This is a genomic window from Microcoleus sp. LEGE 07076, assembly GCF_015207455.1.
Classification (GTDB): Bacteria; Cyanobacteriota; Cyanobacteriia; order Cyanobacteriales; family Microcoleaceae; genus Microcoleus.
The window spans coordinates 1-25,820 of the sequence record NZ_JADEWV010000002.1 but is presented as its reverse complement, the minus strand read 5'-3'; the positions used below and the strand labels follow the sequence as shown (position 1 = coordinate 25,820).

Here is a 25,820-nt window from a genome sequence, read left to right as displayed (position 1 = left end):
TCGCTGCTCGAAAAGTCGATTTTTTTAGGGATTAGAGGTGGCGACGCAACCTACGACTACTGACGCTTGAGGGCGGGCACTCTTGGCACCGCCCCTAGTGACTAATGACTAATTTTCCGTTCTTTAATTAAAGTCAAACTGATCCATTCACCCCGATCGTTATAACTTCGCATCATCCGAAATCGCAAATTCGGTTCAACCAACCAACCAGCCTCAAAAAAAGTAGGCTTTCTGAATTCAACTTTCACGGGTATTGTACAAGAACCGCCGTCAGGAAGCAACACCACTTGCATCGGCGCAGAACCTTCGTTAAAATAGAGAACCGAACCGTCAATCCTGGCGCTAGAAGCGATAATCTGAGGATTGAGACTATCGCCAAAAGTGATTTTTTGCATGAGGCGATCGGCTGCATCCAAATGCAATTGTAAATTTGTAGAATAGGAATCAGGATTTCGCGAGTCTGGATACATTGTCACGGCTTCGCCCTCCCATTCTCCCAGCAAAGCATCAACAGTTAAAGGGGGACGTTCGGGGATATTTTTATCAAGCTGTTTTTCGCGAATTAAGGTGAGTTTGGATAAATGACCGTCGGTATTGTAGAGTTGAACGAAGCGCAACCGCCGATAGTTGTAGATAAAACCAAACTCGGCACCAAACTCAGAATAAGGCGCTAATTGAATACTACCCTGACAAAAATCTCCATCCTCAAAAAACAGGATATCCCGTCCCAAATTCTGATATTCTCGAACAAGTTCGCTAACTTCCGGTTCGCCGCCACTAGGATTTGGGGAAAAGCGCTGGAGTTTTAAACGCACTGTTTTGTTGTCATTGAGTCCTTCGAGAGAAATAATGCTGGGAGTATCTTGAATTACCTCTCCTCGCGCTGATAGCTGAGTGAAGGAACCGTGCCATTCTCCCATATTTTGCAGAAAGTTTTCCCATTGCGATCCCATATTTTTACCTTTTGATATATGTCTAAAAATAGAATTATAACTCTACTGACGGATTTTGGATTGAGTGATGTTTATGTGGGAGTGATGAAAGGTACGATCGCCCAAATCAACCCTGAACTCAAAGTGATTGACATTACGCACCAAATACCATCTCAAAATATTGCGGCGGCCAGGTTTTGTTTGATGACTGCTTTTGCTTATTTTCCAGCGGAAACGGTGCACGTTGCTGTCGTCGATCCGGGGGTAGGAAGTAGCAGAAGGGCGATCGCCATTAAATGTGCTAATTGCTTCCTTGTCGGGCCGGATAACGGCTTGTTTAGCGGAGTGTTGAATCGGGAAAGGGCGTTAGCGTTAGCGAAGCGATCCGAAGGAAAGCCCGCCCCTACGGGGGCTGCGCCAACGAAGAGGATCGCCGCCGTCGAACTGACTAATTCTAAATACTGGCGCACACCTGAACCCAGCAGCACTTTTCACGGCCGCGATATTTTCGCTGCTGCGGGCGCTCATTTGGCGAATGGGGTGCGGTTGGAGGAGTTGGGAGAGCAGATAGACCCTGCAAGTTTAGTGCAGCTACAGATACCAAATTGTACCGTTACAGCCACAGGTATCGAAGGTTGCGTTCAATATTGCGATCGCTTCGGTAATCTAATTACAAATATCCCGACTAATTGCATTACAGGGAACAATTGGTCAGTCACAATTAGCAATAATTTTGATGCAATTTGCATCCCCAGCGGTAAAACCTACAGCGACAGCAAGCCAGGGGATTTAATTGCCATAACTGGTTCTGACGGTTGGGTAGAAATTGCCGTTTGCGGCGGCAGCGCTCAATCTGTCTTGCAGCTAGAATTGGGAGATAAAGTACAAATAATTTACAGATAGGTAGCGCAATCTGGATTCATCTCATTGTAGATGTATCTGCTGCGAAATTAACAATTGTTTGGCGGTATTCCCTGCTGTTGAAAAAAGCATCTCCATTATTGTGCTTAGCATTAGGAACCAGCAAAATTTGCTTGGGTTCGGGAGAACCAGCATACAACTTTTTACTCATCGCAGCAGGAATCAAAGGATCGGCAGTTCCGTGTACAAACAAAACCGGAATTTGCAGCAATTTAATCTTAGTCAAAGAATCAAACTTTTGCCGCAGCAGCAGCCGCACCGGAAACAGCCGCATCATACTGTAGCGTTCTACCATATCCAGCATTGAAGTGAACGAACTTTGAACAATTAATCCCGCAGCTTCTGGATGGGCGATCGCTAATTCCACAGCAACAGCACCTCCCATTGAATGACCGTACAAAAAGATTTCGCTGGGCGACAATTGCCGCTGTTTCACTAAATAATTATAAGCTATTTCTGCGTCTTCGTATATCCGAGCTTCACTGGGAAAACTGCCTTGACTACGGCCGTAACCCCGGTAATCTATCAGCAATACCGAAAAACCCAATTGCCGAAAGCGGTAAGACTGATTGATATTCGCGCCGATGTTAAAACCCCTACCGTGCAGGTACAATAGGGTTCCTAGTGGCTGTGGAGTCGCCGCCGGCAGCCACCAACCGTTAAGTTTCTCTATTTTGGGCGATCGAGCTTTAACTGGTAGCCAAACTTCCTCGTAAGCAATGTTAAAGGCATCCGGTGTTTTGGCGATCGTAGGTGTTGGCCCAAATATCAAACGAGTTTGCAGAATAAACAAGAGTATACAAGAAGCAATGTAGGCGATCGCCAAAATCTTTCCTATAAAAAATAGCAACTTAAAACACTGTCTGGAGATATTTTCTATTTCGAGCATTGTGGAAACTCTCATCAAAAATCGACGACTTAGCCCACTAAAAACAATAATTATTAAGTTCAAAAAGTAGCCTATTTTGAGGTAAAATCAATCCTGATGATTCCTCAGTTAACAATTGGTGGTATATTGTCTCCGCTTGCCCAAAAGATTCTTGAGGCAAAAATCTAAATATTGATGCAGCAATATATTGTTTTTCCTTTTCAAAACTTATCCATTTTCTTGATAATTCTTCTGCTGCATGACCAGTAGTATTAGAACCCGAAAAAATATCTACTACCAAGTTTCCTGGTTCAGTCAGAAAATTTATAAAAAATGACGGCAATCTTTGAGGAAAGCGTGCTGGATGCACCTTAACATTAAACTCTTTGCACCAACGCAAGTATTGAGAATTACTTTCTGAATTAGCAATTTCTAGCAAATTAGATGGAATTGCACCTCCATTATCTTTGGCAAATCGCTCGCTAATATTGTGGCCGGAAGGACGTTCTTTGGGCGTGTAAAATTCATCAGCCTTTTTTAAAAGTTTTTTCATTCTATCAGAATACTCTACTTTAACTTTAGTAACATTCGCTTGAGGCTGATTAGTTTTAGAAAGCCACCAAACAGTATTCACAGAATCTTTAGCTCTAATTTTCTTTTTATTCACCCACTCTATAGGAGATGGAAGTTTTGAAGGATTAAACCAGAAAAATTCTTGAGCAAGTTTAAATTCATATTCGTCACATAACCTAATCAGGACGCGATAATTGTACAGCGAGCGTACAGGTATTCCTTTTTGATAAGCACCTCCAAGGTCTATAACAAAACTTCCAGTATCCTTGAGAACTCTTTTAATTTCAGAAGCAAAGCCCAGCAGCCAATCAACATATAAATCTTGATCTTCATTTCCATAACTCTTTTTGCGTTGCAATGCAAAAGGAGGGGATGTAATCACCAAATCTACAGAATTGCTAGCAAGACTATTCAGGAGATGAAGAGAATCTCCCAAATAAGATTGACCGTATTTCGTGGTATAAACTGGGGCGGGCCAAATGTTACTCATGTGTAATTTAGATTAGTTTAAGGTACAACAGACACAGCCTGCTCTCATTATATGACAATCCGTACTGTCAGTCTGAATAAATCCGTACTTTCCGTACGTTGTCTCGTGTAAAAATTCTTCGTACCATTCAAAAAGCGAACTTTCAGTTCGTTTTTACGAATTGTGAGGGGTATGAATTACAAAGAAGCCAGACAACAATTTGCGGCAAAGGTAAGTCAGTTACGCCGAGAAAAAAGGATGACACAGGAGGAGCTAGCAGAACTCATAGACAAGACTACTGACTATATCAGCTTATTGGAACGCGGCCAAAGATCGCCATCCTTTGAAGTTATTTTCGCTTTAGCTGAAGCCCTCGATGTACCCGCTACTTATTTAATCAGTTTTAGCCAAAGCGGCGAGAGTACAGATATTATTGGCACCCTAATAGCTGAACCAGTTTCTCCGTCAGTTGTGGAGCCTGTTGAAGAGGCTGTTACCACGGATGCAGAACGCATTTCAGATGCTAAACGGCTAGAAAATGCTATGAAAAGCATTCAAGAATTGCAAAATCTGGCTAGTGAATATGGTATTGCGGATATTTTTCAAGATAACGGGGGAAAGACTTTACAGTTATTAATCCTTTTAGGGCTGCGGATATCGCCTGGACGTGAAGGAAACGATGCTATTGATGCTGAAGGAAAAGAATACGAACTTAAAACAATAAATATTGCTCTCAATAGAAGCGGTGGGGTCACTACTCACCATCATTTGAATGAAATTATACTTGAAAAATATCGTAAACTTGGAGCTTGGTATATTGGATTATATGAAGGGATAACTCTCAAACAAATTTACAAACTCACACCTGAACTTCTAGAACCTAAATTTCAAGAATGGGAAGAAAAGCTGAGAGTCAGAAATGACGCACTTAATAATCCTAAAATCCCCTTAAAGTTAGTTAGACGGGGGCAACTTGTCTACTCAGATAGTCAACAATAGCCCTCCGCCAACAATTTTGATTTTGAAAATTAGCTTATGCTTGTATAGAGCCTATAAGTGTACGACACCTATCAGCAGTTACAATCAAGCTACCACGAAATTTACCAACTTTCCAGGAACTACTATCACCTTTTTAATCTCCTTACCTTCCAGGTGACGCTTCGCCAATTCCGACTCGCGAGCGAACTTTTCCAAACCAGCTTTATCAGCACCAGAAGGCACTTGAATTGTGCCGCGAGTCTTGCCCATCACCTGAATTACCAGCGTAATTTCATCGGTAACTAATGCTGAAACATCCACAATCGGCCAAGTTTGCGTGTGCACCGATTCGCTGTTACCAATCAAATGCCACAACTCATCAGCAATATGCGGTGAAAAAGGCGCTAACAGCAAAATTAAAGTGTTAATTCCTTCTGCATAAACAGGCGAATCTTTACATTTAGAATCAGCCAGGGCATTGTTCAATTTCATCATTTCAGAAACAGCAGTGTTGAACTGATACTCGCCCTCCAAATCTTCTCGCACTTCCTTAATTGCAGTGTGAATCGCCCGTCGCAAATCTTTCTCAGCTTTGCTCAGCACATCTTTTTCTCCCTCTTGAGCGGGGGGGACTGGGGGGAGTGAAGCAAACTCTGTCACCAAGCGCCAAACGCGATTTAAAAAGCGGAATTGTCCTTCTACATCAGCGTCGTCCCACTCCAAATCTTTCTCAGGCGGCGCTTTGAATAAAATAAACATTCGCGCCGTATCTACCCCATATTTCTCCATAACTTCCAAGGGGTCAACACCGTTGTATTTTGATTTTGACATTTTCTCATAAAAGACTTCTAAAGCTTCGCCTGTTTGCGGATCTTTGGGATTTGCAGGGTCTACATCTGCTGGGGGAACATATTTGCCAGTAACGGGATTTTTGTAGGCCATTGCTTGCACCATGCCTTGAGTTAACAGGCGTTTAAATGGTTCGTCGCAGTCGATTAAACCCCGATCGCGCAAAACCTTCGTAAAGAACCGCGAATACAGCAAATGCAGGATTGCGTGCTCGATTCCGCCGACATATTGGTCAACAGGCATCCAATCATTCGTCTTCGCCGAATCGAAAACTTGCTCTTGATTTTTCGCATCGGGATAGCGCAAGAAATACCACGAAGAATCGATAAAAGTATCCATCGTATCCGTTTCTCGCTTCGCCGGAGTGCCGCAACTCGGACAAGGAACATTTACCCAATCTTCCATCTTCGCCAACGGCGAACCCTTGCCCGTAAATTCCACATTTTCCGGCAACAATACGGGTAAATCCGATTGCGGGACGGGGACAGTTCCGCATTTAGGACAGTGAATTACCGGAATCGGAGCGCCCCAATAACGCTGTCTAGAAATCAACCAATCTCTCAAGCGATATTGCACTCGCGCTTCGCCACAACCTGAATTTACGGCAGCTTGAATAATTGCGGCTTTGCCTTTAATTGAATCCATGCCGTTGAAGCTTTCGGAATTAATCATAATTCCTGGTTCCGTGTAAGCTTCCGTGAGCGGAACTTCATCATCATCGACAATTACTACTTTAATAGGTAGTTCATATTGATTGGCAAACTTGAAATCTCGGGTGTCGTGGGCGGGTACTCCCATGACTGCGCCGGTGCCGTATTCGTACAGCACGTAATCGGCGATCCAAATCGGGATTTCTTCATTGTTAAAAGGGTTGATTACTTTGCCACCTGTGGGGATACCGCGCTTCGGTTTGTCATCAGCCGTGCGATCCATTTCGCTTTGCAATGCAACTTCTTTGATGAAGGTGTCAACAGCGGCTTTTTGGTCGGCGGTGGTCACGCGCTGAGTTAACGGATGTTCCGGTGCTAAAACAAGGTAACTCACGCCATAAACTGTGTCTGGTCGAGTGGTAAAAACAGCGATTTTTTCATCGATTCCCACAATCGGAAATTCCAAGTAAGCGCCGACAGATTTACCGATCCAATTTGCTTGCATTAGTTTGACTCTTTCGGGCCAATCTGGCAATTTGTCTAAGTCATTTAATAACTGTTCGGCGTAATCGGTAATTTTGAGAAACCACTGCCGCAATAATTTGCGCTCGACTTTGGCACCGGAACGCCAGGAACGACCTTCGTTGTCTACTTGTTCGTTTGCTAAGACTGTTTGGTCGATGGGGTCCCAATTAACTGCGGCTTCTTTTTGATACGCTAATCCTGCTTCTAAAAATTGCAAAAACAGCCACTGAGTCCACCGATAATAATCGGGAGAACAGGTTGTAACTTCTTTTGTCCAGTCGAAAGAAATACCCAGGCGCTGAAATAAGCCTTTCATTTGGGCAATATTTTGATAAGTCCATTTTGCGGGGGGAATTCCGCGTTCGATGGCCGCATTTTCTGCCGGCAAACCAAAAGCGTCCCATCCCATCGGATTGAGTACGCGATAGCCTTGCATTCGCTTGAGTCTGGCAATTACATCGATAATTGTGTAGTTGCGGACGTGGCCCATGTGCAGGTTTCCCGACGGGTAGGGGAACATGGATAAGGCATAAAATTTAGGCTTTTGGGTATCTTCTGGCATTTGGTCTAAGTTTTGCTGTGCCCATGTCTCCTGCCATTTTTCTTCTATGGATTGGGGGTTGTATTTGGACTCCACAACAATTTCTCCATGTATGATTTAATAATGTTTGCTTGAATATTCTTGCACATTCAAGGGGCTGCGATTAGGATTTTTTTGAGTCCCGAGGATTTTGGCTCAAATATCTGTATTATATATTGTAGTATATGTAATTGGAGTTGGGGGGCGATCGACCAAATTTCCGATTGGCCGTTACAAGAATCAGACTTATATCATGTCCGCTCAATTGACCCGGATCAAAGCCGGGGCGGGTTTATGAGATTGGAGATTGTTGGCAGATATTTTTGGTTAGGGGAGCCCCTACGGGAATAATGGTCGATCGAACAAACATAATATTACGCAGGGGCGGTCAGAAACCTGGTTTTTGCCCAGAAGACGTGTTACAGTTGGCAAAACCGCAAAAACTTGGTTTCGATGAGTCTTGATGCGTAAGTCTTATAAGCAGAAATAACCGCAATCCCCAGAAACCCGATTTCTGAATAAACCGGGTTTATTAGCATTTATTCCGGCTTAGATGCTATCTGGATCGATGTTCAATTCGCGCAGTCTGGCGGCTAAACGTTCGGCTTTTTGAGCTTCTTGTTCGGCACGCTGCGATGCTTGTTCGGCACGCTGCGATGCTTGTTCGGCACGCTGCGATGCTTGTTCGGCACGCTGCCGCTCTAATTCTCGCTGTTCATCTAATTCGGAATAGGAAAGAAACTTTTGTCCATCAGGTCGATAAATTTCTAACCCATCTTCTCCTAATTCAAATCGCACTCCCAATCTCGGACTAATCCATCCCTCCATCGGCTCAATAACTTCTAAATTTCCCTCAATTCTTTGCCAACCTTCCAACTCATTTCTTTCTGGATCGTAAAGGTAATATTCCTCAACTCCATGACGCTGGTAAAATGCCAGTTTTTTATTCATTTTAGTTTGGCGGTCGTTGTGGGAGCGAATCTCAAAGACGACTTGAGGAGTGACATTATCCTCTCGATATTGTATGTAGGAAAGTCGATCGCCCTTGGGTCTCCCAAATATGACCATCGTATCAGGTGCTTGAGAAATATCTATTCTCCCCTCAACGGGATACCAGAGTAAATCGGCGGCTACAAACACGTTGGGGTCATCTTTAAACAGCAGCTCGCAACCTTCTTTGACGGTGACAATGAATTTGTATTGAATTGTGCTTTCTGCCATTGGTTGACCGTCGCTGGAGGGATAAATGATTTCTTTGGTTGTGACTTGCATAGTAGTTGTCTCCGAGAAGTATCTCTGTTTAATTGTACTATTTTATTTTTAGCTATTATAGCGCGTATGAACATTTTAGCTAAGGCTAAGGACACGCTTTGTATATTTTTATGACTGACAGGCTACCACTCCTAGAAACAGGTTTTTTTGCCTGTTAAATGCGCGGCTGCAATATTGTCGTAGAAAGCTTTCTTGTGCGGGTCTCATTCGTCAATTTTATGTTGTCAAAACAATGAACATTTGCGTTTTAAAGCTGCTTGCAAAAGAGTGTTATATTGTTTCTGTTTCACAGTATAAGCTCCGAATCTTTCGAGGTGCGGATTGTTCATTTGAGCGTCGAACATCAGATAAGATCGATCGCGCAATCTCTCTACCAACTTTACCATCGCCACCTTAGAACCTTCGGGAATTCGGTAAAACATCGATTCCCCAATAAACGCACCGCCTATAGACAATCCGAGAATACCGCCCGCCAATTCGTCGCCGCACCAAGTCTCGAAGCTGTAAGCCCAACCGGCCTGATACAAACCCCAGTAAATCTGCTTGAGTTCCTTAGAAATCCAAGTAGTTTCGCGATCGGCACAACCCTCAACCACCGCCCCAAAATCGCGGTTGACAGCCACCGAAAACCGATTTTGATTGAGTTGGCGGCGCAGCGATGTGGGGTAGGTAAATCTTTCATCCAGCGGAATCAGCGCCCGCTGGCGGCTCGAATACCACCCCAAACTTTCCTCGCCGTCATTTGCCATCAAGAAGTAGCCTTGGGCGTATCCTTGTATAATTGACGGTATATCATATTGCATATATTTATCAGTTGTCCTTCGTCCGCTAACTTTTCAAAGTCAACATTAGCAATTAGGAATAATTATGTCTGAAACTATCGAACCTATTACCTTACCGCCGGCAAAAAACCCCGAGCAAGAAGGTCAATGGCTCCAACAAACGCTGCTTGCATGGCTAGACTCCGAGTTTATCCCAGAACCTGCCAACCAGCAAATAGCTAAAAGAGCTGCCCAAATCTATGTCCGCCAGCGTATGGAAGGCGAAAATGATGTGGGCAGCCTCGTAATTGCGATCGTCACCGAAATGCAGGCCTATGATTTTTCTAAAAGCTTTTACGGCGAATTTGCGATCGCCAATGCCGTCAGCGACTTGTTACTCGAAAGTCTCGGTATCGATAAATGCTGCGGCCAATGAAGCTAAAAGGAGGAAGATTTAACTTAGAATTACCAAACAAGAATCAACCCAAAACATAATCCTGCCAATTAATTGCGAGTTTTTTCTTCCTTCTTCCTTCAGACTAATGACAACTGACAACTGCTAACTAACACCGCTCCCAAATCCGATTTATAAATTCTCCATAATTGCCACAGTTTGTGCGATTGCTTTGCTGGCGATTGCAATGACAAGAATGGGGTATAAAGCCAGAATTTGGCATGACAACTAACAACTGTCAACTGTCAACTGTCAACTGACTGCTACCAGCTAGACTTCACTACACCGGGCAAAAGACCTTCGTGAGCCATTTCTCGCATCACGTTGCGAGAAAGTCCGAAGTCGCGATAGTAACCTCTTGGCCGTCCTGTTGCCCAGCAGCGGTTCCGCAAGCGAGTCCGAGAACTGCTGCGGGGTAGCTGTTGCAGTTGGCGGTGAATCGCCATTTTGTCCATCTGATTCGCAGCTTGGTCGAACTGGTCTTTCAGGTCGGCGCGCTTGTCAGCGTACTTGTCTACGAGTGCTTGGCGCTTTTTCTCGCGCTGGATCATGCTCTTTTTAGCCATAACTCAGTTTATATCCTTAGATAAATCACAATCTACAATTTTACTATATTTTGGTCATTTCGGATCATTTTTATTTTAATTACTTTTTTTGTTGACAAGATTTTTGCAACAGGCAAGATGTCTGTTCCACAATTATTTAAGCTTTTTTGGCAACAGGCAAGATGCCTGTTCCACAATTATTTAAGCTTTTTTTGCAACAGGCAAGATGTCTGTTCCACAATTATTTAAGCTTTTTTGGCAACAGGCAAGATGCCTGTTCCACAATTATTTAAGCTTTTTTGTGGGAAAGGCATCTTGCCTATTTCTGAAACTGGTGGAAAATCTAACTATTAGCAGAAGGGCACAAATCTGCAAGTTGGCAAATATTGCAAATCGGCTTTCTCGCATTACAAACTGCCCGACCGTGATACACTAACCGAATTGACCAATTTTCCCAATCCGGCTGCGGCAACAATAGCATCAAATCCCGCTCGATCCTTGGAGGATCGGCGTGTTCAGTCAATCCCAACCGCTGACTCAAACGCTTGACGTGAGTGTCTACCGTCACGCCTTGATGAATATCAAAAGCGTGGGCGAGGACGACATTAGCCGTTTTGCGGGCAACTCCGGGCAATTCTAGCAGCAGTTCCATTTGCTGCGGCACTTGATTGTTGAATTTGTTGACGATCGCCCAACAAGCAGCTTTAATATTTTTAGACTTATTGCGGTAAAAGCCAGTCGATCGCACCAGACGCTCCAATTCATCTAAATCAGCATTTGCCAAAGCCACCGCATCGGGGAAACGCTCAAACAACGCCGGCGTTACCAGATTTACTCGATCGTCCGTACACTGAGCCGAGAGAATCGTAGCCACCAGCAACTGCACGGGAGTTTCATAGTTGAGAGTGCAGGGAGCTTCTGGATACAGGCGTTTGAGGCGAATCAGAATTTCGAGCGATTTTTGTTTTAAACTTAACTTTTTGGTCATTTGTTATTTGTTGTTTGTTATTTGTTGTTTGTTGTTTGTTGTTTGTTATTTGTTATTTGTTATTTGTTATTTGTTATTTGTTGTTTGTTGTTTGTTGTTTGTTATTTGTTGTTTGTTGTTTGTTATTTGTTATTTGTTATCTCAAAAACGGTTCGTAGTGCGGACACCAGGACGTACTACGAACCTTACTGATTGCGGTCAATCGATCGAAGTTGATATTAGTCATTTACAACTGATTGAGGTCGATTCCCATGTCTCGGAGTCTCGCTTCTAAAGCTTGCGAGCGCGATCGTTCTTGTTCCAGCATAGTTTCTGCCTGTTCGGCCCTTTGCCGTTCTTGTTCGGCCCTTTGCCGTTCTTGTTCGGCCCTTTGCCGTTCTTGTTCAGCCCTTGATTCTGCTTGTTCTCGAAGTTGAGCGAGCTCCACAAAACTCACAAAAGGTGTGCCATCAGGCCTGAATATTTCCAGTTCAGTTTCTGATACTTGAAACCGCACTCCCATTCTGGGACTTACCCAGCCGTTCACTTCTTCGATTGGTTCTAATCGTTGCTCTCGGCGCTCCCATATAGTCAAATCCACATTTGCTGGATCGTATAGATAATATTCTTCTACGCCGTATTGTTCGTAAAATCTCAATTTTTGCAGCATCGGAGTCAGGCGATTTCCCGGCGACCAAATTTCAAACGCCACTTGCGGCACAATGTTCTCTTCATTCCACTGCTGGTAGGAGCCTCGATAACCTTTCGGTCTTCCGAAGACTACCATCGCATCTGGCGCTTGAGAAATCTTGTTATTTCCTTCTACTGGATACCACAGTAAGTTTCCCGCTACAAAAACATCAGCCATGCTGGCAAATAACAGTTCTAAATTTTCTTTGATCCACACGATCAATCTAAACTGTTCGGTATTGTCAGACATTGGTTCGCCGTTATCATCTGGATAGATAATCTTTGCTTTTTCGGGAGATTGCAGTTGTGTGACCATTGCTATTTCTCCATTTTTAGTGGTTAATTTATATTAGTCAGCAGTCATCAGCTATGTAATGACTAATGGCTGCTGACTACTGCCAACTGACTACTGACTACTGCCAAGTGCCAACTATCAACTGACTACTGCTGTCGAAGATTGTGCATCAAATCGATGCCTGCCAAATTAGCAGTATCGCGAACAATCAAGAAAATTCCCAAACCCAGCAACAGCATCAAACCAGTCTGCATCACATTTTCCTGAAGGCGGTTTGGCAGAGGTTTGCCCCGGAGTCCTTCTATTAACAAAAAAGCTAGCTGACCGCCATCCAAAGCAGGTAAAGGCAAGATATTAATCACAGCCAAATTGATGCTAATTAGCACAGCAAACTGAAACAAATTTGCTGCATCCGATCGCGCAATCCCTGCACCAGCAGCCACAATCGCCACAGGCCCGGACAACTTTTCAGCAGTCTGGCTGAAATTGCTAACTAACTGCCCGAAACCTTGAACAGTCAGCACTACAATCCGCTCAAATTCAGTCGCAGCCAGGGTAAACGCCTCTAGAATTCCCGCCCGCTGGCGCACGACAGTCCCGTTAGAAGTTAGCTGCACCCCAATGCGACCTTTACCGTCGGGCGACAGTTCGGGAGTGACTGTCACCACAAATTTTTGTTCTTGGCGCTGAATTTCCAATGCCAAAGGTTGGTTGGGACGATCTTGGATGGCTGCGACTAGAGATTTGATTGCTTCGCTGTTGGCACCCAATTCTTTGCCGTCAACAGACAGAACAATGTCGCCCGATCGAATTCCGGCTTTTTGAGCTGCCGAACTAACTTCTGCTGCGACTTCCGGTACTTTAACTCCCGGTAGGTAGTTCATGGATGCAGCGCCGACAGTGGTCAACTGCACCACCAGGAGGAAGTAAGCAAAAATCAAGTTGGCAATCACCCCGGCGCTAATGACGATCGCCCGATCGAGCACGGGGCGATTTTTGAGCAAATTCGGGTCATTTGGGGGAATAGTGCTTTCTGGATCGTCATCCGGGAAACCGACGAAACCTCCCAGGGGAAAGGCGCGGAGGGCGTATTCAGTTTCCGGGCCTTGATACTTCCAGAGGATGGGGCCAAAACCGATGGAGAAGCGGTTGACGTGAATGTGTTGAAGTCTCGCCGCCAAGAAGTGGCCGAGTTCGTGAACGACAATCAAGATACCTAAAACTGCGATCGCTGCCAAAACTGACATGAAGGATTCCACTAACACTTTTACTTGACTTTAATTTATTTTAAGATCTTTTTAATATAGGTGGCTTCCGATCGGCAATTTTCAGTCAAACTGGAAGATGGCATTTTCAGCTAAAGTCCGGGTCCTCGCGCACCGGCCCGCGCGATCTGGCTTGTGTAGATTTTGGTCAAATGTGCGATATACACTACGAAACTCAACATTAGTCCGTAGTCAGTTGTTAGTTGCTAGTTGTTGGTCTAATCACAAATAACCAATAACAAATAACAAATAACCAATAACCAATAACCAATAACCAATTCCTAATAATGAAAGACACATCTTTGAATCTTATCGCTATTTCTATCTTCGCCATCACCGTTTCAATATTGTTAGGGCCCCTATTCAACTTACCAGAGGCCGTACCTGCGATCGCCACTTTTTGTCTGTTGGGTCTAGCCACCCTCGACAGTTTCCAGTGGCAAGGTCAAGGCGGCGCAATTTTAGTAGATTGGCTGGGGGGAAGTTCCAAGCAAAATCGCGATCGCATCATCCACCACGAAGCCGGACACTTCCTAGTCGCCCACCTGTTAGGAATTCCCGTAACCAGCTACGCCCTCAGCGCACTTGAAGCATTCAAACAAGGTCAAACAGCCCAAGGCGGCGTCCGATTTGAAGACGAAAAACTAGCATTGCAACTCCAAAGCGGCACTCTTTCCACCCAACTTTTAGACCAATATTGTACCGTGTGGATGGCCGGAATAGTTGCCGAAAAATTTGTTTACGGCAATGCACGAGGAGGCGCAGAAGACCGCACAAAAATCAGCGCCATCTTCACACAACTGCGCCGTCCCAACTCAGAAATTCAACTCAAACAAAACTGGGCTTCCCTGCGAGCCAAAAACCTAATCGAAAACCACAAATCAGCTTACGAAGCCTTGGTAGTAGCAATGGAACAAAGAGCAACAGTTGCTGAGTGCTGCGACACGATCAAACAAAATTTGTAGCACAAAAATTGCGCCCTCTTGCCCGCTCAAACCCGGTTTTTTTGTAGATCGCTAAAACTATAATTCTGCCTACAAACCCGGTTGAGAATTTAATCCAAAATCCAAGTTTGCCATCCCCTCGAGCTTCTGACTCTTCTTTTTTCTCTTCTCTTTCCTCTTCTCTTCGCGTGCTTTGCGTCTTCGCGGTTCCATTATCCAGGGAGTATGTTACCCAAATTTGGTAGTAACAGCATAAATATTATCGGATTAACAACTCATGTAACAACCAAAATATTTCGCAATAAAACGGCAAACAGCGAACAAAAAATCAAAAAAAATGCTGTAGCTGTTTTGTTTCCGCATCTGCCTCCAAGGGTGCGATGTCGGTGTCAGCGAACTGGGAACACCGCCAATACAAATAAACGCTATTTGCAACAGAGCAAAAATGCTGTACTTGCTCGATGCACAAGATCTTGACGAATCAGCGATTATGCTTGGGAAGCATTTGTCTATCGACTACGAATTACCGATTATTCAAAATCATCCCGATCGCCCAAAAAAACTTAGTATTGCGGCCTAGCGTGAGTTATACTCCTACTGCAAAGACTGCGACTGCCCAAAAATCCCGCAACAAAAGTTTATGAGCAATACTTCCCCACCTCAACCAGCAGCCAACAACCCCGAAACCAAAAAACTCAGTTTCTCAACAAAATTAGCATACGGCGCCGGAGACCTCGGCCCCGCAATTACTGCGAATGTTCTGGTATTTTTCCTGCTGTTTTTCTTTACCAACGTCGCCGGTTTGGCTGCGGGTACTGCTAGTAACATTTTGTTAATTGGCAAGGTTTGGGATGCCATAAATGACCCGATTGTGGGGGTTTTGAGCGATCGCACATCTCATCGGTGGGGCCGCCGCTATCCTTGGATGGTTTACGGCGCAATTCCTTTCGGCATCTTCTTCTTTTTGCAGTGGATTGTTCCCAGCAAAGATCCGACGATACTGTTTTGGTACTATGTGGCGATCGGCATTTTGTTTAACACCGCCTACACCGCCGTCAACCTGCCTTACACCGCCCTCACCCCAGAATTAACCCAAGACTACAACGAACGCACTAGCCTTAACAGTTTCCGGTTTTCTTTCTCCATCGGCGGCAGCATTTTGTCACTAATTATAGCGCAAATTATCTTTGCAATAGTTAAAGATGACATCCAAAAATACTTAGTATTAGGCGCACTTTGTGCAGTGATTTCTGTGTTGCCTTTGTACTGGTGCTTTTTGGGAACCCGCAAACAGGTTTTATCTCAATTGCAAGAACATCCAGTAGAGGACAGTTCAACTTCCTTGCCGTTGAAAGAACAGTTGCGGATTGCATTTAACAATCGTCCTTTTTTATACGTAATAGGAATTTATCTCTGTTCTTGGCTGGGAGTCCAATTAACTGCTTCTATTTTACCCTATTTTGTCATCAACTGGATGAAACTGCCACCAGCAACTTTTACCCAAACTGCGATCGCCGTTCAAGGCACTGCACTCGCCATGTTATTTGTTTGGAGTAAAGTCAGCGAGCGATACGGCAAAAAAGCTGTTTATTTTATGGGCATGAGTTTGTGGATTATCGCCCAAGCCGGACTGTTTTTCCTGCAACCGGGACAAGTAGTCCAGATGTACCTGTTAGCAGTCATGGCCGGGGTGGGAGTTTCCACTGCTTATCTCATACCTTGGTCGATGATACCGGATGTGATTGAACTCGACGAACTCCAAACAGGTGAAAGACGTGAAGGCGTGTTCTATTCATTTATGGTTTTGCTGCAAAAAATTGGTTTGGCAGTGGGCTTGTGGTTTGTAGGACAAGCATTAGAACAAGCTGGATTTCTTGCCACAGTTCAGGGACAGCCTGCGCCCGTACAGCCGGATTCTGCGCTGTTGGCGATTCGATTTGCGATCGGTCCTGGGCCCACAATTGCTTTAATTTGCGGCATGATTCTGACATATTTTTATCCGATTACCCGCGAAGTTCATGCAGCAATCTTGTTGCAACTTCGAGAAAAAAAAGCACAAAAACAGTAAAGGGCGATCGGCAATGTGGAATTAGTAAACTCAAAAACTAACAACTACAAAGAGCTAATCCGGGCGATATCTATAGCAATCGTTCCATTATGTGATAACTCTTTTTCTTCCCTTAATAATGTGTCGTCAGCAACTCGCTCCGCCCCGGTATAAACACTCATAAAGTTTGAGTGTTTCACAAGGTCGATCGACTTTCAACTCACCAATCATTAAAAAATATGTCGGTTTCGCTCTCTTGAGAGTAGTTTATGATATGATAGTAGCGGTAAATCGGGTATATAAAAAAAGTAACTATAACGGTTCGATCGCGTTGTGAGGTATGCGCTATGCCCTAGGCCCTATGCCTGGTTTTGCCGCTAGGGCACCTCCTATGAGAGTTCGAAATGCTATAGATGGACTTAAGCAGTCATCCAACTCGTCAAAAAGTTGATAATTATCAAGAAAAGACAGATTTTTGTCGGAAATTGATTCGATTAGTTGCCGTTCCAAAAATCTGCTGAATGCTGCTAATTATATCTAGAGGGAAAATGCCAAACTTTGTAGTCGGTCAATTAGCAGGTAAGTTAACAGGTGCTACAGTTGACGTTCAACAGGAAAGTGGCATAATAGACGACAAGGCAATAGCAGCGCGATCGGCTGCTGAGGTGTAAGGGCAAATTGTAAAACTTTGGTAAAGTTATCGCGCGAGCGGTCACCGAACTCAGCGTTACCTAAAAAAATTGGGACAGCCCCCCAGAAACCCAGAAGAGCAGCACAACACAGCAGACAAAAATACAGACAGTCGGATACAACTCTCCAGCAATTAGTAAAAAAACTTTTGCAGCAGGCAAAACATAAAGATTTAGTTATATTTGTATATTATGTGAAAGTAGTGAGAACTATCAGCAGGAACAAGAACCGACTAACCAAGAATCTCCTGTGATATCCTGAAGTCAAGGATGAAAGTATCAATCACAAGGGACACACAACAAAGCTGATTTCACCAAAAAAATATGAAAGAGGTCAACATGGAAAAAGAACAGGACGCTCATATCGTACCCATTAGCAACCAGAGCAGACAGGTGCAGCAATTTTCCGTTGACGAGGGAGAAGAGTTAAGCGCGCAGCCTCAGAAAGGATTGAATCTCAAGCCGTTGTTTAGGACTTTTGCGCGAAAAGCCCTAGTCATCATCGGGATTGTAGGTCTAGCAGGCGGTGGAGTTTATTTTCAGATCAAGCAAAGCAAGAAAACATATCAAGGCGATTTTCGGCTGCTAGTGGAACCCGTGACAACGGAGGCCAGAATTGCTGACCCCTCCGCACTCGCCAATCGCAGCGAGGGGGGGGGAGTGCCTAATCGAGATTTTTTTAGTTTGGACTACGCAACTCAACTTCAAATTCTTCAGAGTCCTGAGATGCTATCGGCTATTACGAAACAAGTCCAAAAAAAATATCCAGAAATGACTGAGGAACTTCTTAAAAAAGGATTGGTCGTTTTGCGCCTCGGAGAGAATGAAATGACGCTAACTAAAATTTTGGAAGTTCGTTTCCTGGGGCAGAACCCTGAATTAATTCAGTTTGTTTTAGAAGAAACTAAAAAGAAATATTTAAAGTACAGCCTTGACGAACGCAAGAGTCGCATTGGTGAAGGTGTTAAGTTTATAGAAAACCAGCTTCCGGGACTAAGCAAGCGCGTCAATGACCTGAAGTCAGAGTTGCAGGTGATACAGCAGCAGCAAAAGATTACAGATCCTAAAGAACAAGGCGCGCAATTGATCGAGCAAGTTCGTACCATAGAAACTTTAGAGTTAGAAACTCAAAGGCTGCTGCAGGAACAGAAAATGCTGTATGCAAACTTGCAAAAACAATTAGATTTTACACCGAATGAAGCTATTGCTGCTTCAGCTTTAAGCGAAGAACCTCAATATAAAGAGTTGCTGACTAAGGTTAAGGAAGTAGAAGGTCAGATTGCTGTAGAAACAGCTCGTTTTAAATCCGCTAACCCAATAGTGGAAGCTTTAGAGCGCAAGCGGGCAAATTTAGTAGCTTTGCTCAACCAGCAAACAGATCGAATTTTGGGGCAAAATTTAGTAGGAACGCAAGCGAATGCTAAAGTTCAGAATTTTCAAAATTCGATTCGCATAGGCTTGATTAAACAATTGGTTGATACTGCTAACCAAGTTCAAGTTTTAGAAGCTCGCAGTCAGGCGATCGCCCAAACTAAAAACAATTTGAACCGACAAGCCAGAGAATTCCCCAGCATAGCCCGCCGCTACAACGAACTGCAACAGCAATTAGACATAGCAGCCCGCACCCGCGATCAACTTTTAGCTCAGCGAGAAACTCTGCGCGTCCAAGCTGCTCAAAGCCAAGTACCTTGGGAAATAATTTCCGAGCCCCGGATACCACGAGATCCAAAGGGTAACTTGATTCCAGTTGCCTCGAAAAATGCCAACAAATTTTTCATGGCAATTGTTGGGGGGATCGTGTTGGGTTTGGGAGTCGCTATCCTGATTGAAAAGTTCCGCAATATTTTGTACTCTGCTGATGATGTTAAAGATGCGTTTGATGCACCTTTATTGGGAGTGATTCCTAGGGACAAAAATGCTAAAAAATTTCCCCCTTCTATTGCTAATTCCTATGCTTATCTTGAAGGAAAAGAGGGGAATAAAAAAATTGCTTCGGAATTTATAGAAGCTTTTGACTCTCTTTATACTAATATTCGCTTTCTTTCTTCCAATCGAACCATTCGATCTTTGGCTGTTGGTTCGGCTACAGTTGACGAAGGCAAATCTACTGTTGCTTTAAATTTAGCTCACGTGGCAGCGCTGGCGGGCCAGCGAGTGTTGTTAGTAGATGCCGATTTGCATTCGCCCAGCCTGCACTTGCTGTTGGAACTGCCTAATCTCAATGGATTGAGCAACTTGCTCGACAATAAATACCAACCCAGCGAAATTATCCAGCGATCGCATTTAGAAGATAATCTTTTTGTATTAACTGCCGGTCTTCCTGTTCCCGGTGCTGCGAGACGGCTTGCCTCATCCGGGATGCAGTATTTAATGGAAGAACTTCACGCAACATTTGACTTAGTTATCTACGATACGCCGCCGCTGGTTGACAGTAAAGATGCGAATTTTTTAGCGGCGCGCACAGATGGCATACTGATGGTTGTAGCAATTCGCCAGACCAAGTTTTCTGTAGTCCAAAAAGTTTTCAGCCAATTAGAAAATTTTGGCATACCCTGCTTGGGTACAGTTGCCAATCATTCCATTAAAGGCAAGAAGTATCAACCATCTCAATCATTAGCTTTGGAAGATAAAAATGAATATTTAAATTTTGTACCAGTAGAGTCGGGTATCCGCAAGCTAGCTCCGAAAAAAGAGTGATATCAATTCCGGTTGCACTCCTGGGGAATTGTTGACTGTTGACTGTTGACTGTTTACTGTTGACTGTTGATTGTTGACTCGGGTCAGAAAAGGACGATCGCAACAATACTAATTCTCAAAAATTTTGCAACAGTTTTTGTGGGGCTGGTTCACCCAGATCCGTGCTATAAGCCAAAATATTCAACAACCCGCCCTTGATACTGTTGCAAATTTTTAGAAAAATGATATAAGATTGGTTCGATCGTTCCGAGTGCAAGTTTTTTGCTCGATCGGGATTTGGCTTAGAAACGATCGCACTTTTACAGATTTCCGACTCTTGTTCAATCTCCCAGATTAATTGGTGGAGTGAATATCAAAGCTCAAATCAACTGATGGCCGATTCATTCTCATCCAGGTTGGTAGGAAATGTTACGGTAAAATTAGTCCAGCCATTGCTGCTTTCAACCTCAATTTTTCCTTGCAACTGTTCGACAAGTTTTTGAACCAAAGCTAAACCCAAACCTGTACCTCCTTGTTTCCAGGGGTCAGCATTGGGAACTCGATAAAACTTATCAAAAATTCGAGGCAATTCCTCTATCGAAATCGACGATTGATTGCTGAGTATAAATTGGATAGAGGAAGTAAAATCAGTTGCTTGGATCGGATTTTCCCCGCTTCCTCCATCTTCCAAGTGTTGGTTGTTGCACTCTATCCTGAGAGATATTTCGCCGTTACTGGCAGTATATTTGCAGGCATTGTTGAGGATTTCTGCTAAAATTCGTCCCAAACTAGCGCGGTTGGAACTGATTGTGGGGAGGTGGCGATCGCACTCTATTCGCAAATGCTGGTGGCGGTTCTGGGCGCGGGCGTAAAATGGCTCGATTATAGTAGGCAGCCAGAGTTCTAAGTTTACTGGTTCGAGGTCGATCGGGCAAGCTGCTGCTTCGAGCCGCTGCAAATCGAGCAAAGCATTAATCAAATCGGTTTCTCTAGTACATTCTGTTTCTAAAATTTCTAAATAAATTTGTCTCCTGTCCGGTGTGGGAGAAACTTTCAGCATATGAATAGCCATTTTCATATTAGCTAAAGGCGTTCGCAGTTCGTGAGACACAGTGCTGAGGAATTCATCTTTGAGGACGTTTAAATGCTGGAGTTCCTGAACTTTTTGTTGTAATTGGGCAGTGCGTTCTTGGACTTGGCATTCGAGATCGGTGTTGAGATTTTGTACTTGCTGGTAGAGCTGGGCTTGCTGAATGGCGATCGCGATTTGAGTTGCCAGTTGCAGCAGCAAATCCACTTCCGGAGGCTGCCACTGCCGCGATTTGGAACATTGATGGACGCACATCACCCCCCACAAATTGCTGTCTTGCAAAATTGGTACAATCAAATAAGCTTTGATTTGCGCTTGCAGCAAGCGCGCAGATGTTTCGGCACTCAAATTAGCTTGGTCGATGTCGGGGACGGCATATATTTCCTGTTCCATTGCCAAGGCAGATTGATTCCACATTTGATCTGGCATGATTTCTCCCAAGATAGAAGACCATTTGGAGGCAACGGATTCTGCCACGACAATGCCAAAATCCCTTGACTCCAAACGCACGATGGCTACTCTGTCGGCCTGCAGAACTTGCCGGACTTCATCGACGCTGGCGTGGAGAATTTCTTCGAGGTTTAAGGATTGGTGAATCCGCAAGGAAATTTGAGTTAACAGCTGATCGCGCTGTACCTGTTCGTGGAGTTTGGCAGTCCGTTCGCGCACCTGCTGTTCCAATTTGGCATTGCGGCTTTGCAGCAGTTCCAATTTTTCCGCTTGCAGTTGATAAACCGACTGCTGCAACTGTTTGACTACTCGGTACATTTCTGTCGGATCGAGGACTCGGAGCAAGCTGGTTTGGGTAATAATTCCCAACAGTTCTCCGCGCCCCCCGCACACGACCAACCGCTGCACTTGTTGCTGCTGCATTTGTTTGTGCGCCGTCCACAGAGAATCGGAAGGTTGCAGAAAATGCAGGGGAGTTCTCATGACTTTTTGAACTGGGGTTTGCTCGAAATTTAGTTCGAGAAACAGTGCCTGCAGGATGTCGTATTCGGTAATAATTCCCAAAGGTTGGTGAAAGGAATAGTGAAAAATGGAGGTATAGTCATCTTTGGGCTTCTCCATTGTTAGTTCTTTGTTTTTTGTAATGACTACGCAACTGACTTGATGCTCTGACATCAATTCGGTTATGCTTTTGAGCGAGCTGGTGTGGGGCGCTGTAATTGGCGTAGTCATCAATTCTGCTACCCGCCGCAATTTAAGAATGTTTGAAGGCTGCAATACTTGGCGAATTCTTTCCCGGGTGAGCACTCCTACCAAGTGGCGAAATTGATTGACGATCGGCAAATAGCGAATTTTGTGCTGGCGAAATAAGGATAAAGCGCCGAATACGTCTTGGTCGTCGGATGCTGTGAGGAAAACCGACACCGGAGACATTACTTCGGAAATTGGTATTTTGTGCAGGGCTACTTTTTTCTGAGTGTCGATTTTGGCAGAAGCGATCAGCGTCACTAAGTCGGCGGGAGTTAATATGCCCAGCAACAGCCCGCGGCTGGGGTTGTCGGATAAGTTGCTTGTGCTAATAGTCTGCTGGTTTTGCACCACTAGGACGCAGCGGGCCCGCACCTTGTCGGGCGCTGAGATTTCGGTCATCGCCCCCCGGTCAGAGGGTAAAGGTGTTTTGATTAGGGGACAACTATTGTGTAACTGACTCATCAGGGCGATCGCCGCTGCTAAGGAAGTATCAGGCTCCACGGTTAGGGGGTAGCGGTCGATCGCTTGTTCTAATGCTGAGGAGTAAAAGGGTGGGTGGTACAAGGACATAGTTGATGGCAGGTTGTCAGAGAGCGGCTAATACCATTTTCGATTGGGAATTGCGAACGATCGCACAGCGGGTTTGGAGCGCGGGCTAGTTGCATTTTTTGGAAAACCGATCTAACTCTCGGGCAAATAAAGCCTTAGAGAGCGGCAGAAACACCAGAAACACCTCGCCTGTGCTTGGGATTTTAATAATAGACTTTGTGATTGATTATTTCTCTTAATGTGAGCTTCTGATCCATCGTCTCATCAGTTTGAAAAGGTAAGATAGGCGGGGCGGTTTTTACTGCCTGCTTTTAACCGGAGACTCACTTATAATCAAAATAACCAGAATGTAAAGTTTTACTACAAGATTTACCGATAATGACAACTTTAAGCTTAGAGCAAATTGCAGCCAAGTTAGAAAGCGAAAATTCAGCCGATCGGATGGTGGCTTTGGCTAACTTGCGGAACGTGTCGGCAGCAGAGGCTGTACCTTTGATTAAAAAGGTGTTGAATGATGAAAGTTTGCAAGTGCGATCGATGGCTGTGTTTGCTCTCGGAGTCAAACCTACTGCTGAGTCCTATCCTATTCTAGTCAAATTGCTAGAAACTGAACCTGATTACGGCATTCGCGCTGACGCTGCCGGTGCTTTGGGCTATCTGGAAGATATCCGAGCTTTTGAGGCTTTGGTGCGGGCTTTTTACGAAGATACTGAATGGCTGGTGCGCTTCAGTGCTGCTGTTTCTCTGGGGAATCTCAAAGATCCCCGGGCTCGCGACGTGCTGCTGAAAGCTCTCGAATGCGAGCAAGTGGTGATTCAGCAGGCGGCGATTTCGGCTTTGGGGGAAATTAAGGACCTTAGCGCGATCGATCGCATCCTCGATTTTACTCAATCGGAAGATTGGCTGATCCGGCAGAGGCTGGCTGAAGCTTTGGGGAATTTGCCCAGTACCAAGAGCGTTTCGGCTTTGAAATACTTAGAAAAAGACAGCAATCGGCAAGTATCTCAAGCGGCAACAATTTCTCTCGATCGTTTGTCGAAAGCAGAAGCATAACAGATACCGATACTTTTGTTGTAAGTGTTTCATTTGGACGCTTTTAAGGCGGCGATGAAACACCTATCGCCTAATTTATTCAGCCCTCTGCTAGGTCAAACCGATTTCTCAGTTCTTGAGGCGACAAAACGGAAATCGGCGACCCTGCGAATCCATTCACATCCCGAGTAACGATCGCCTCTAACTCTAACTCGATCGCACGCTATCTGCACCGCATCTTCAAAATCAGGCAATCCCAGCCCGATCGCTTGCTCCAGAATCTCTCGATCCACCGCACAAATTTCCATTAATGCCAACAGTCGAGTTACAGCAGCTATCGCAGCTTCAGAACTCTTGGTTTGTCGTCCCACCAAATAATGCACATCCGTAACCGTTGTCGCCGACATAAACCCTTCAACTCGCCCCGATTCAACTGCATTCAGTAAAAAAGCAGCATCCGCTACAAAAGGTTCGCGGGCCAGCATTGCATCCAGTAAAACATTGGTATCAAATAAAACTTTCATCAGAGATACTTTTGCACTAACCGCTCATCTAACATTGCCTTTACTTCGGCATCTGTAGGTGGTGGCGCGTCCGTTTTCGCAATGCCAATTAAACTCGCGGCTAAACCCTTCGGCTTCACCTTCGATCGGGCTTTCGGTTGGAGCGATCGCATCAAAGCATTAATTAACTGCCATCGCTCCTCGGCAGACAACCTCAGTGCTCGGTCTTGAAGTTCGCGTAAGGTCATAGTAATTATCTTTAACACAAAGCATTGGACAAGCAGCCAAGTATATAAATACCCCCGCTTCAAAATTTTAGCGCCTCAAGTGATATAATGTTAGCTTCTTAAAAACACTTAATTTTTCGGGAGAGGGATTGAAATGCCCTACAGTCAATTTAGCGTCGAACAAATTAAGACCAATTTTGGCATAACCTTGAATAGAACGGTTGGCTTGTTTGCCCACATTCCCGAAATAGAACCGAGCAGTTTTTTGCAAGAAACTTTGCAATTCAATCTGCCTTTAGCGCTAGAAATTAATTCCGAGAAAGCTCGCTCAGAGCTAATTGTCGCGCCAATATTAGTTGAAATCAAAAAAAGGCTACCGCAACGGATGAGTTTATTTTCAGGTCGAGAATTCAATGTAGACGCTGCTAGGGGTTTGAGCGGTTATTGCGATTTCCTAATTAGCCGATCGCCCGAACAGCTAGTCATTGAATCCCCAGTTATCGCCTTGGTTGAAGCCAAAAATGACAACATTCAATCCGGATTGGGGCAGTGCATGGCAGAAACGATCGCAGCACAAATATTTAACCAGCGTCAAGAAAATGACATTCAGACAATTTATGGAGTTATCACAACTGGGAGTATCTGGAAATTTATCAAACTAGAAGGAAGTGCGATCGAGATTGACACCAGCGAATATTTTATTAATAATGTTGCTAAAATTCTAGGTATCTTAATAAATTTTATCGAGTCTTGAGTAAAACCAGAATGTATTATTGAAGCTGCTGCCTGCAAATCGCAAGTTAAAATAGTTGTCAATCTCCTTTAACCAAAACTAGCCATGAATCAAGCACCCAATCCTTTTAACTCAAATCCCTCCGATCCGCTAGACCCCTTGGAGCAAGAAGTTGACGAGCAAGGTGAACCATTGCCGAGACAGTACCACCCGGCTACTAAAAAAACTCTGCAAAAAGTTTTTCTCATCCTGATAGTTGTCGGGGTAGTTATTGGGGGAATTCTATCTGTAGGGGTGATTTCGCTGATGCAGAAGGCCGGATTGACTGATGTACCGGCGCGGGTACAGAATCCGAAGTAATATTCCGTCGGCAGGATATGTTGATGCTGAATGCACTGATTTTCTGGGATGAAGCTGGAGAAACTATTATGTTTTGTATGGATGTTTTTACAATAGACTTGAATTGTAAAAATACTTAGGACGGGCTAGAAGCCCATCCCACAAACTTTTTCTTCTTGTGGGATGGGCTTCTAGCC

Annotated in this window: 24 protein-coding genes; 11 read left to right on the top strand and 13 right to left on the bottom strand. The window is 44.5% G+C overall.

All coding sequences use genetic code 11. The features are described 5' to 3' along the window. Positions 1–101 precede the first annotated feature (101 nt). Complete coding sequence (locus IQ270_RS00565; RefSeq protein WP_193970952.1) at positions 102–953, bottom strand: DUF3598 family protein; 852 nt, start codon at positions 951–953, stop codon at positions 102–104. Positions 954–971: 18 nt separating this feature from the next. On the opposite strand from IQ270_RS00565, the gene IQ270_RS00560 reads away from it, so the two are divergent. After that, the gene (locus IQ270_RS00560; protein WP_193970950.1) at positions 972–1,835 is read left to right on the top strand and encodes an S-adenosyl-l-methionine hydroxide adenosyltransferase family protein; all 864 of its coding nucleotides are present in this window, start codon (positions 972–974) and stop codon (positions 1,833–1,835) included. A 16-nt stretch (positions 1,836–1,851) separates the two neighbouring features. On the opposite strand, the gene IQ270_RS00555 is transcribed toward IQ270_RS00560, so the two are convergent. Next, on the bottom strand, positions 1,852–2,742 hold the full coding sequence (locus IQ270_RS00555; RefSeq protein ID WP_193970948.1) for an alpha/beta hydrolase: 891 nt from the start codon (positions 2,740–2,742) through the stop codon (positions 1,852–1,854). Between the two features lie 37 nt (positions 2,743–2,779). Next, the gene (locus IQ270_RS00550; RefSeq protein ID WP_193970946.1) at positions 2,780–3,784 is read right to left on the bottom strand and encodes a site-specific DNA-methyltransferase; all 1,005 of its coding nucleotides are present in this window, start codon (positions 3,782–3,784) and stop codon (positions 2,780–2,782) included. A 171-nt stretch (positions 3,785–3,955) separates the two neighbouring features. Here IQ270_RS00550 and IQ270_RS00545 point away from each other — a divergent pair, with 171 nt between their 5' ends. Then, positions 3,956–4,762, top strand: coding sequence for a helix-turn-helix domain-containing protein (locus IQ270_RS00545; protein ID WP_193970944.1), 807 nt, complete (start codon positions 3,956–3,958; stop codon positions 4,760–4,762). 84 nt (positions 4,763–4,846) lie between these two features. Here the strand turns inward: IQ270_RS00545 and leuS are convergent, their stop codons facing one another. The 3 genes from leuS to aat form a co-directional block, all read right to left on the bottom strand. Further along, entirely contained in the window at positions 4,847–7,402 is a 2,556-nt protein-coding gene (leuS, locus tag IQ270_RS00540) for a leucine--tRNA ligase (RefSeq protein ID WP_193970942.1), read from the bottom strand. 492 nt (positions 7,403–7,894) lie between these two features. Further along, a complete protein-coding gene (locus IQ270_RS00535; RefSeq protein WP_193970940.1) occupies positions 7,895–8,617 on the bottom strand; it encodes a Uma2 family endonuclease in 723 nt (240 codons plus the stop codon). 224 nt (positions 8,618–8,841) lie between these two features. Next, positions 8,842–9,420, bottom strand: a complete 579-nt coding sequence (gene aat, locus IQ270_RS00530) for a leucyl/phenylalanyl-tRNA--protein transferase (protein WP_193970938.1) — start codon at positions 9,418–9,420, stop codon at positions 8,842–8,844. 64 nt (positions 9,421–9,484) lie between these two features. Here aat and IQ270_RS00525 point away from each other — a divergent pair, with 64 nt between their 5' ends. Beyond that, positions 9,485–9,814, top strand: a complete 330-nt coding sequence (locus tag IQ270_RS00525) for a hypothetical protein (RefSeq protein WP_193970936.1) — start codon at positions 9,485–9,487, stop codon at positions 9,812–9,814. Positions 9,815–10,095: 281 nt separating this feature from the next. Here the strand turns inward: IQ270_RS00525 and rpsN are convergent, their stop codons facing one another. From rpsN to rseP, 4 genes are all read right to left on the bottom strand, one after another. Then, the gene (rpsN, locus tag IQ270_RS00520) at positions 10,096–10,398 is read right to left on the bottom strand and encodes a 30S ribosomal protein S14 (RefSeq protein ID WP_193970934.1); all 303 of its coding nucleotides are present in this window, start codon (positions 10,396–10,398) and stop codon (positions 10,096–10,098) included. Positions 10,399–10,720: 322 nt separating this feature from the next. Beyond that, positions 10,721–11,365 (bottom strand): endonuclease III, encoded by a 645-nt coding sequence (nth, locus tag IQ270_RS00515; RefSeq protein ID WP_193970932.1) that lies wholly within the window; start codon positions 11,363–11,365, stop codon positions 10,721–10,723. A 226-nt stretch (positions 11,366–11,591) separates the two neighbouring features. Continuing rightward, positions 11,592–12,350, bottom strand: a complete 759-nt coding sequence (locus IQ270_RS00510; RefSeq protein ID WP_193970930.1) for a Uma2 family endonuclease — start codon at positions 12,348–12,350, stop codon at positions 11,592–11,594. Between the two features lie 125 nt (positions 12,351–12,475). Next, complete coding sequence (gene rseP, locus IQ270_RS00505; RefSeq protein WP_193971038.1) at positions 12,476–13,576, bottom strand: RIP metalloprotease RseP; 1,101 nt, start codon at positions 13,574–13,576, stop codon at positions 12,476–12,478. A 305-nt stretch (positions 13,577–13,881) separates the two neighbouring features. Here rseP and IQ270_RS00500 point away from each other — a divergent pair, with 305 nt between their 5' ends. The 5 genes from IQ270_RS00500 to IQ270_RS00490 all read left to right on the top strand — a co-directional run bounded on the left by IQ270_RS00500 (position 13,882) and on the right by IQ270_RS00490 (position 19,971). Then, positions 13,882–14,559 (top strand): ATP-dependent Zn protease, encoded by a 678-nt coding sequence (locus IQ270_RS00500; RefSeq protein WP_193970928.1) that lies wholly within the window; start codon positions 13,882–13,884, stop codon positions 14,557–14,559. A gap of 424 nt (positions 14,560–14,983) precedes the next feature. Continuing rightward, entirely contained in the window at positions 14,984–15,118 is a 135-nt protein-coding gene (locus IQ270_RS31720) for a hypothetical protein (RefSeq protein ID WP_255532337.1), read from the top strand. A 60-nt stretch (positions 15,119–15,178) separates the two neighbouring features. Next, positions 15,179–16,606, top strand: a complete 1,428-nt coding sequence (locus IQ270_RS00495; RefSeq protein ID WP_193970926.1) for an MFS transporter — start codon at positions 15,179–15,181, stop codon at positions 16,604–16,606. 527 nt (positions 16,607–17,133) lie between these two features. Further along, positions 17,134–17,256 carry a hypothetical protein gene (locus IQ270_RS31715; RefSeq protein WP_255532336.1) on the top strand — a complete coding sequence of 41 codons (123 nt, stop codon included), beginning with the start codon at positions 17,134–17,136 and terminating at the stop codon, positions 17,254–17,256. A 342-nt stretch (positions 17,257–17,598) separates the two neighbouring features. After that, positions 17,599–19,971 (top strand): tyrosine-protein kinase domain-containing protein, encoded by a 2,373-nt coding sequence (locus IQ270_RS00490; RefSeq protein ID WP_228055971.1) that lies wholly within the window; start codon positions 17,599–17,601, stop codon positions 19,969–19,971. A 364-nt stretch (positions 19,972–20,335) separates the two neighbouring features. On the opposite strand, the gene IQ270_RS00485 is transcribed toward IQ270_RS00490, so the two are convergent. Beyond that, positions 20,336–22,810, bottom strand: a complete 2,475-nt coding sequence (locus IQ270_RS00485; RefSeq protein WP_193970924.1) for a CBS domain-containing protein — start codon at positions 22,808–22,810, stop codon at positions 20,336–20,338. 357 nt (positions 22,811–23,167) lie between these two features. Between IQ270_RS00485 and IQ270_RS00480 the strand changes: the two genes are divergently transcribed. Next, positions 23,168–23,842 (top strand): HEAT repeat domain-containing protein, encoded by a 675-nt coding sequence (locus IQ270_RS00480; RefSeq protein ID WP_193970914.1) that lies wholly within the window; start codon positions 23,168–23,170, stop codon positions 23,840–23,842. Positions 23,843–23,937: 95 nt separating this feature from the next. On the opposite strand, the gene IQ270_RS00475 is transcribed toward IQ270_RS00480, so the two are convergent. Both IQ270_RS00475 and IQ270_RS00470 read right to left on the bottom strand, forming a co-directional pair. Then, positions 23,938–24,345: a PIN domain-containing protein gene (locus tag IQ270_RS00475; RefSeq protein WP_228055970.1), complete on the bottom strand. Its 408-nt coding sequence runs from the start codon at positions 24,343–24,345 to the stop codon at positions 23,938–23,940. Continuing rightward, positions 24,345–24,572 carry a hypothetical protein gene (locus IQ270_RS00470; protein ID WP_193970912.1) on the bottom strand — a complete coding sequence of 76 codons (228 nt, stop codon included), beginning with the start codon at positions 24,570–24,572 and terminating at the stop codon, positions 24,345–24,347. The genes IQ270_RS00475 and IQ270_RS00470 overlap by 1 nt, the downstream gene beginning before the upstream one ends. 133 nt (positions 24,573–24,705) lie before the next feature. Between IQ270_RS00470 and IQ270_RS00465 the strand changes: the two genes are divergently transcribed. Together IQ270_RS00465 and IQ270_RS00460 are read left to right on the top strand one after the other, a co-directional pair. Beyond that, complete coding sequence (locus IQ270_RS00465; protein ID WP_193970910.1) at positions 24,706–25,305, top strand: hypothetical protein; 600 nt, start codon at positions 24,706–24,708, stop codon at positions 25,303–25,305. A gap of 84 nt (positions 25,306–25,389) precedes the next feature. Continuing rightward, positions 25,390–25,644: a hypothetical protein gene (locus tag IQ270_RS00460; protein WP_193970908.1), complete on the top strand. Its 255-nt coding sequence runs from the start codon at positions 25,390–25,392 to the stop codon at positions 25,642–25,644. Positions 25,645–25,820: the final 176 nt, after the last annotated feature.

Bases quoted from the DNA above. Each gene is read 5' to 3' on its own strand.
- IQ270_RS00475 (WP_228055970.1), bottom strand. From the start codon at position 24,345: ATGAAAGTTTTATTTGATACCAATGTTTTACTGGATGCAATGCTGGCC.
- aat (WP_193970938.1), bottom strand. From the start codon at position 9,420: ATGCAATATGATATACCGTCAATTATACAAGGATACGCCCAAGGCTAC.
- IQ270_RS00510 (WP_193970930.1), bottom strand. From the start codon at position 12,350: ATGGTCACACAACTGCAATCTCCCGAAAAAGCAAAGATTATCTATCCA.
- IQ270_RS00560 (WP_193970950.1), top strand. From the start codon at position 972: ATGTCTAAAAATAGAATTATAACTCTACTGACGGATTTTGGATTGAGT.
- rseP (WP_193971038.1), bottom strand. From the start codon at position 13,576: ATGTCAGTTTTGGCAGCGATCGCAGTTTTAGGTATCTTGATTGTCGTT.
- IQ270_RS00470 (WP_193970912.1), bottom strand. From the start codon at position 24,572: ATGACCTTACGCGAACTTCAAGACCGAGCACTGAGGTTGTCTGCCGAG.
- IQ270_RS00565 (WP_193970952.1), bottom strand. From the start codon at position 953: ATGGGATCGCAATGGGAAAACTTTCTGCAAAATATGGGAGAATGGCAC.
- nth (WP_193970932.1), bottom strand. From the start codon at position 11,365: ATGACCAAAAAGTTAAGTTTAAAACAAAAATCGCTCGAAATTCTGATT.
- IQ270_RS00535 (WP_193970940.1), bottom strand. From the start codon at position 8,617: ATGCAAGTCACAACCAAAGAAATCATTTATCCCTCCAGCGACGGTCAA.
- IQ270_RS00500 (WP_193970928.1), top strand. From the start codon at position 13,882: ATGAAAGACACATCTTTGAATCTTATCGCTATTTCTATCTTCGCCATC.
- IQ270_RS00525 (WP_193970936.1), top strand. From the start codon at position 9,485: ATGTCTGAAACTATCGAACCTATTACCTTACCGCCGGCAAAAAACCCC.
- IQ270_RS00485 (WP_193970924.1), bottom strand. From the start codon at position 22,810: ATGTCCTTGTACCACCCACCCTTTTACTCCTCAGCATTAGAACAAGCG.
- IQ270_RS00465 (WP_193970910.1), top strand. From the start codon at position 24,706: ATGCCCTACAGTCAATTTAGCGTCGAACAAATTAAGACCAATTTTGGC.
- IQ270_RS00480 (WP_193970914.1), top strand. From the start codon at position 23,168: ATGACAACTTTAAGCTTAGAGCAAATTGCAGCCAAGTTAGAAAGCGAA.
- IQ270_RS00460 (WP_193970908.1), top strand. From the start codon at position 25,390: ATGAATCAAGCACCCAATCCTTTTAACTCAAATCCCTCCGATCCGCTA.
- IQ270_RS00555 (WP_193970948.1), bottom strand. From the start codon at position 2,742: ATGCTCGAAATAGAAAATATCTCCAGACAGTGTTTTAAGTTGCTATTT.
- IQ270_RS00550 (WP_193970946.1), bottom strand. From the start codon at position 3,784: ATGAGTAACATTTGGCCCGCCCCAGTTTATACCACGAAATACGGTCAA.
- IQ270_RS31720 (WP_255532337.1), top strand. From the start codon at position 14,984: ATGCTGTACTTGCTCGATGCACAAGATCTTGACGAATCAGCGATTATG.
- IQ270_RS00490 (WP_228055971.1), top strand. From the start codon at position 17,599: ATGAAAGAGGTCAACATGGAAAAAGAACAGGACGCTCATATCGTACCC.
- IQ270_RS31715 (WP_255532336.1), top strand. From the start codon at position 17,134: ATGCCAAACTTTGTAGTCGGTCAATTAGCAGGTAAGTTAACAGGTGCT.
- IQ270_RS00545 (WP_193970944.1), top strand. From the start codon at position 3,956: ATGAATTACAAAGAAGCCAGACAACAATTTGCGGCAAAGGTAAGTCAG.
- IQ270_RS00495 (WP_193970926.1), top strand. From the start codon at position 15,179: ATGAGCAATACTTCCCCACCTCAACCAGCAGCCAACAACCCCGAAACC.
- rpsN (WP_193970934.1), bottom strand. From the start codon at position 10,398: ATGGCTAAAAAGAGCATGATCCAGCGCGAGAAAAAGCGCCAAGCACTC.